Origin of the sequence: Thermogemmatispora onikobensis (assembly GCF_001748285.1) — a bacterium.
Taxonomy (GTDB): Bacteria; Chloroflexota; Ktedonobacteria; order Ktedonobacterales; family Ktedonobacteraceae; genus Thermogemmatispora; species Thermogemmatispora onikobensis.
Genome location: NZ_BDGT01000026.1, coordinates 73411 through 79694 on the forward strand (window position 1 = coordinate 73411; position 6284 = coordinate 79694).

Sequence of the window (6284 nt, forward strand, 5' to 3'; positions counted from 1 at the left end):
GGCCCTCCTTCAGCGCGCCGGGCCGGCGCAGCGCCCCTGGCCCAGACCTTCTAACGGCACTGCGCTGGCGCACGGCGCAGAGACAGCGCGGGCGGGCAAGCCTTCCCTAAGACGCGCTTGACTGATCGAGAATCTGCTGAAACTGATGGGCGGCCTGGTTCAGCAGCGTTTCCGGGTCGGCTTTCGGATCGGTCAGAATCGCCTGCATCACCGGATCAAGAGCGGCGTACATCTTCTGCGTCTGATTGCGCGGCTCCGGGCGGAGCTGCAGCTGCGCATTCATGAAGGCAGTATAGTTTTCCAAAGGCACCGTGGCATACTTGCGGTAGAGCGCCGAGAGCTGCTGCTGGAAAGCTCCCTGGAACAGCACCGCTGTTGGAGCCCCCACGGCCTGACCGGCGGCGGCCTGCTGGGCCAGGCTGCGCTCGACAACCTCCAGATTGAAGTTTGAATAGATCACATAGTCAAAAGCCGCCTTGATCACCTCGGGGGCCGACTTCGGATTGAAGACCCAAAGATTGCCACCAGTCAGCGCGGCGTTCCCCCCATTCTGAGGCATCGGGCCAATCCCGAAATCCTTCAGATTAGCCTGATATTGGGCCTGGAGGGCATTGAGCTGGTCTGGAGCCATCACCACCATCGCCACCTTGCCTGTTGCCAGCAGCTGCAATGTATCGGCCTGGGTCAGCAGCTGCTGCTGGGTCATTGAGCGATCGGTAAAGCGCATGGCCTTCAGGAAATTCAGCACACTTACTCCCTGGGTACTGTTGAAGAGGGCCTTCGTGCCATCGGCGGACTCCAGATCCCCACCGGCGGTGTACATCCAGTTGGTGAAGTGCCAGCCACCCTGGTTGGCCGTGCTGGTTTCAGCAAAGCCGGCCACCTTCGAGCTGGTAAGCTGCCTGGCATAGCCGCGGAATTCCTCCCAGGTTGTGGGCGGCTTATCGGGGTCGAGACCAGCTCCCTGGAACAGCTTGCGGTTATAGAAGATGCCGAGCACATAGCCATTCACCGGAATCCCGTAGACGCGATCGCCGCGGGTCACAATCGAGGCGATGCTCGGGATATAGTCCTTGAACGAGGGCCAGCTTCTGGCCAGGCTGGTGATGTCGGCCACAGCGTGGCGGGCGATAAGCAGGGGAGGCTCAGTAAAATAGCTCTGGACGCCGTCTTCAAGCTGGTTGGCGGCCAGTTTCGCGAAGTAGGTCGTAGGGTCGTAGGGGTCGTTCTTGCCGACAATGTGCTCGTGGGGATAGGCCTGCTCGAAGTCTTTGACCACCTGGTTGAAGACGTAGACGGCTCCAGGATTGGTCGAGGGGGGAAGCGTATTGACTGTAGCTGTGACGGTGGTAGAGCTGCTGCTGGTGCCGCCACAGGCTGCGAGCAGCTCCAGGCCCGCGACGCCGGCCCCCAGAGCCAGCGAGCGCTGCAAGAAGCGGCGCCGATTCAGAGGGGACCCTGATCCTTGCGTGCTCATAGGATGACCTCCTTGGAAAATAGACAGAATATCCCTATGTCATGCCGTCCGGACGTCTATATAAACTGCGCCCGATGCGCCACATGACAATTGATCCCGGCCTGGCCAGAGAAGAGCGTAGGAAAGAGGGCCTGCTGCACCTGGCCGCGCACGGTTGCTGGGTGGAGGACTCCGTTCATTTATTCTGCCGGTCAGTCAATCGGTCAGTCTGCCAGCCAGCCAGCCAGCCAAAGATGGCGGTCAAAGGTGGAAGCGAGGCGAATGATGCCGCTGTGAGGGCTGCTCAGGATGAGCGTGCTGGTACTGCTGGAGGAGAAGCGAAGAGCGCCATAGCTGAGTGACCTCCTTAAGCGTATCTGTCGCTGGCCAACGTTGGCAGGCGCTGGCTCCCGTCAAGCGCTGACGAGCTGGGTGAGCCGAGGCAACGTAAGGTTAACGTTTACTCTGCCTTCTGAGGTAGAAGGTAGCATAGAAACAGAGGATTGTCAAGGGGAAGTCTGGGTACTCGTTTCCCTTGATCCAGGAAGCGCCAGAAGCGGGATATGGGCTTTGCCTGCTCAGTGGGACGCCTGGGGAGTGCGTTGACATGGCGGGGAGAGCGTGGTACCATTGAAATGACCTTTTTGAGTTATCGTTTACCCTACTGGGACAGGGGAGGGGCCGACACTGGAACCAAAACGATCAAAGCGCTTAACTATGGTAGAGATCGCCAGGCGCGCAGGCGTCTCGACCACAACGGTCTCCAAGGTCCTGAATCAGCGGCCTGGCGTTGGTGAGAAGACACGTGCTCGCATCCAGCGCCTGATCGAGCAGAGCGATTATGTCCAGAACCATGCTGCGCGCCATCTGCGCAAGGGGCGCAGCGGCTTGATCGACCTGGTGCTGATGCGTCTGGAGGGCGGCTATGATCTCGGCATCATGCAGGGTGTGCAGGAGGTGCTGGAGCAGAGCGGCTACCGCCTCGTAGTCTTTGCGACCAATGAGGATGAGGCGACCGAGCGTCTCTGGTTACGGCGTATCCTCGATCAGTCGAGCGACGGGGTTTTGCTCTTGCTGCCCTACGAACGAGTTGGGATCGCTGATACGCTCTTAGAGCAGGGCATTCCTTTTGTGGCCATTGGCGATCGCAACGAGCCGACGACGGCCTTCCCGACAATCGGCTCGACGATCTGGCTTGGTGGCTATACCGCTACGGAGTATCTGCTCTCGCTGGGCCATCGACGCATTGGCATCATCACTGGCCCGCTGCATCTGACGACTTCGCGGGCGCGCCTGGCTGGCTATCGCGAGGCTCTGGAGCAGGCGGGAATCGCTGTTGATCCGGCCTTGATCTGTGAGGGGAGCTATCTGCTGGGTGATGGCATTCGGCAGACGGAAGCGCTCCTTGACCTGCCAGACCCGCCGACCGCCATCTTTGCCGGGAACGATGCCCAGGCGGCGGGCGTCTATCAGGCGCTCTACCGCCGTCATATCCGTATTCCCGAGGAGATGAGCGTCATCGGTTTCGACGATGTGACTTACTCGGCCCATATGGCGCCACCATTGACAACGATCCGCCAGCCTTTGGAGGAGATGGGACGTATGGCGGCGGAGATGTTGCTGCGCCTGATCGCCGGTCAGACGCTGGAGACGCATCATGTGGAGCTGGCGACCTCGCTGGTCGTTCGAGAGTCGTGTGGGCCACCACGCCAGGGTCCACTGGGCAGGGGAAATAGCTAGACTCGAAGGTTAGCCTCTCCCCTGCCTGTACCCAGGCAGGGCTGGCCCCAGGCGCTCTTCCCTCTTCTGCTTTCTGATCTTTGATTTCGAATTGAGTCAGGAGGAGATGGCTGCTATTTCAGCTCTCGATACAGGCGTGCGTCTTGGTCCTGACCCTGACACCTTCGATGCTCAATAAGATAAGAGCTGACGGGGCTGCTGGGGACCATTAGTCTGCGGGGGCGGTACAGAGATGGAGAGGGATAGCGTGAGAAGAGGGAGGCAACAGCCTAAAACGGGCGCTGTGCTGCCTGTAGGCCCGGAGTGTCTTCAGCGGCCTCGTCGCCCAGTCCTTGCGCTGATCACCGAAGATGTGGCGCTCTTTGCCCCTTCCCGCCTTCCCTCACCGCAAGGGCGCTCCTGTCCCTGCCCTACGCTCGTCGCAGCAGTGGGAGCGTGATCCGCAGGCAGGCAATGGCCAGGAGCGTTGTGAACGAGGCAAAGGCGTACGCCTGCCAGTGTCCCCAAATCATATAGAGGTAGCCGCCGATCAGTGGTCCAGCCACCCAGCCCAGGGATTGGAGGGATTGCATTGCCCCGCTGACGCGCCCCTGGTTCTGCTGTCCTGCTATGCCAGAGGTCAGGCCCCGCAGTGCATTTTCTACACAGCTCCCCGCGCTGGCAAAGAGCATAATGCCGAGAAACGCCAGTCCCGGGGTTGCCAGCCAGGGAAGGGCACCGAGCAGAAGGTAGCTCACGCCGACCAGCGTCAGGGCAAGGAGGGCAAGGCGGAGGCCTCCCAGGCGTCTGAGAAGCCAGCCGACCAGCACGCCCTGGACCAGGATGTCTACGGCTCCCAGCACAGTCAACACAAGGCTGACTTGCGTGGCGTTGAAGTTGAGGCTATCCTTCAAAAGAACGGTGAACGTTCCCTGCAAGATGCCTACCGGAAGCGCGTACAGGAACCAGGCTAGCAGGAGCCAGCGCATCTCTCGCCAGCTCAGGACCGAGAATAGCTGTTGCAAGGGATTCAGCTCACGGAGAGAGACGGTGGCCTTGCGATACTGCTGGCCCAGGCTTTCCGGAAGAACGAAGTAGCCCCAGACGAGAGCGAGTAGAAGCAGGCCCGCTGCCGCAAAAAAGGGCGCACGCTCATTGATGATGGCTAGCAGACCACCAAGCACGGGACCAAGGATTGAGCCAAGACCCGCCGCGCTCCCGAGGAGTCCAAAGTACTTGCCACGCTCCTTTGGCTCCGTGATATCGGCGACATAGCCGAACAAGACGCTGATGTTGCCTCCGGTCACCCCATCGATGATGCGACCGAGGAAGAGGAGCCAGAGCGCGTTGCTCAGCCCCAAGATCAGATAGCCGAGAACAGAGCCGATGAGACAGAGAAAGAGGACAGGGCGACGCCCGAAGCGATCGCTCAGCACCCCCAAACCTGGCGCGGCCAGTAACTGGCAGATGCCATAGCTGGCGGTAAGCCAACCGACAACGACAGCCAGTCCATTGCCCGGGGCCGCATCGTGGGCAACGAGAAAAGGCACCAGAGGAACGATAATCGCAATCCCCATCGTGTTCAGCAGCGTGATAACGAGGAGCAGTACAAGAGAGCTTCGTCTTACTGGGGCTTTCAGACGGCGCTGGTCCAGTAACTTGTTCATAGAGATGTCCTGCTATGATATAATAATGACTCTCGCTAAGCTATCAGCTCTTTGCTGAGATTTTATCTTACTTACTAAGGAAAGTATATGGAAATTCCGGGATAATGTCAAGGTGACACTGCCTTTTCTGAGATGTATATTACTTGCTAAGCAAACTTGCAGTCTGGGGAGGAAGCGTCTATGTTCGGCGAGAGCGAGCCGAGTCGGGAGCAGATTGGTAAGGCTCTCACCAGTGAGCTACGACAGTTTCAAGGGCTGAGCACCACCTTTTTACGGGTTGTGGCGGCTCGGCTCAACCTGACCATCGCAGATCTCCAGGTGATTGTCTTTCTTGACAGTCTTGGCCCACTCACTGCTGGCCAGCTGGCGAACCTGACTGGTCTGACCACAGGAGCCATTACTGGGATGTTGAATCGCTTAGAGGAGGCCGGTTTTGTCAGGCGGGAGCGTGACCCTCAAGATGCGCGGCGAGTCATTGTGCGGCTTGATCCAAGCCAGGAGAAGCGGCGCGAGCTAGCGACCTTCCTAGCAGCCTTCGACCAGCGCTGGCCAGCCTTGCTCGGAAGAGCTGATGAGGAGCGGCTGGCCTTCCTGCTGAATTGCCTGCGGCGCAGCAATTCCCTGCTCAGGCAAGAGCTGGCACGGCTGCAGCGGCTACAGGCCATACCAGACGGAGAAGAGGCCGCTCAAGGACTGTTTACGGCTCCCCTTGGGTCACTGACGCGCGCTCATCTGGTGGTCTCTGGCCCTGGCCGGCTCTCCCTCCACGGGGAGGCTGGCCTGAGAGGTCTCCTCTACCAGGCTCGTTTTGAGGGGGCGGTGCCGGAGATCAAAGTACGGGGAGAGGTGGTCGTGATGCGCTACGCTCGTCGTCCTTCTCTGCTCGATGAACAGGTGCGCGAGGCCGAGCTGACGCTTAATGCTGCCATTCCCTGGCGCATTGTTGTTGAGGGGGGCGTTGCCCAGATGGAGGCCCACCTGCGCCCGCTGCCGCTGCTCGGCTTGCACCTCAAAGGGGTCGTGGGCAACATGCACCTGGAGCTGCCTTCTCCCACAGGAAACGTTCCTATCTCGATCGCCGGCAATGCCTCCCAGCTCTCGATTGAGCGCCCGGCGGGCGTACCCGTGCGTGTACATTTCAAGGGCTGGGCGGTGCAGTTGCAGCTGGATCAGCAGACCTTCAACCAGGCAGGTGGCATCATCCGTTTGCGCAGCGCTGAGGTCGATGACTCCCTCGCTGCCATCTACGATCTCAACCTGGTCGGTTCATTCAGCAGCGTGACGATCACCAGTCGTTCGCTATAGGCTTCTTATAGCAGGGTTAGTTGGGTGAGGACAATGGCCTGTGGCGAGGTCTTCGCTGCGGTCGGGCGGGGCCTTTCCCTCGTGGGGGCGGAGGTTTGCTACTGCGGGCGGCCTGTGCTACTGCTTCAACCTGCGAG

The 6284-nt window shown here is 59.9% G+C and carries 4 protein-coding genes; 2 read left to right on the forward strand and 2 right to left on the reverse strand.

Annotation, left to right across the window (positions count from 1 at the left end; all coding sequences use genetic code 11):
* Positions 1-106 precede the first annotated feature (106 nt).
* Positions 107-1477, reverse strand: a complete 1371-nt coding sequence (locus tag BGC09_RS12760; protein ID WP_084658656.1) for an ABC transporter substrate-binding protein — start codon at positions 1475-1477, stop codon at positions 107-109.
* A gap of 696 nt (positions 1478-2173) precedes the next feature.
* Between BGC09_RS12760 and BGC09_RS12765 the strand changes: the two genes are divergently transcribed.
* A complete protein-coding gene (locus tag BGC09_RS12765) occupies positions 2174-3196 on the forward strand; it encodes a LacI family DNA-binding transcriptional regulator (protein WP_069804374.1) in 1023 nt (340 codons plus the stop codon).
* Between the two features lie 410 nt (positions 3197-3606).
* On the opposite strand, the gene BGC09_RS12770 is transcribed toward BGC09_RS12765, so the two are convergent.
* Positions 3607-4842 (reverse strand): MFS transporter, encoded by a 1236-nt coding sequence (locus tag BGC09_RS12770; RefSeq protein ID WP_069804375.1) that lies wholly within the window; start codon positions 4840-4842, stop codon positions 3607-3609.
* Positions 4843-5022: 180 nt separating this feature from the next.
* Between BGC09_RS12770 and BGC09_RS12775 the strand changes: the two genes are divergently transcribed.
* A complete protein-coding gene (locus tag BGC09_RS12775) occupies positions 5023-6147 on the forward strand; it encodes a MarR family winged helix-turn-helix transcriptional regulator (RefSeq protein WP_069804376.1) in 1125 nt (374 codons plus the stop codon).
* The last annotated feature ends 137 nt before the right edge of the window (positions 6148-6284 follow it).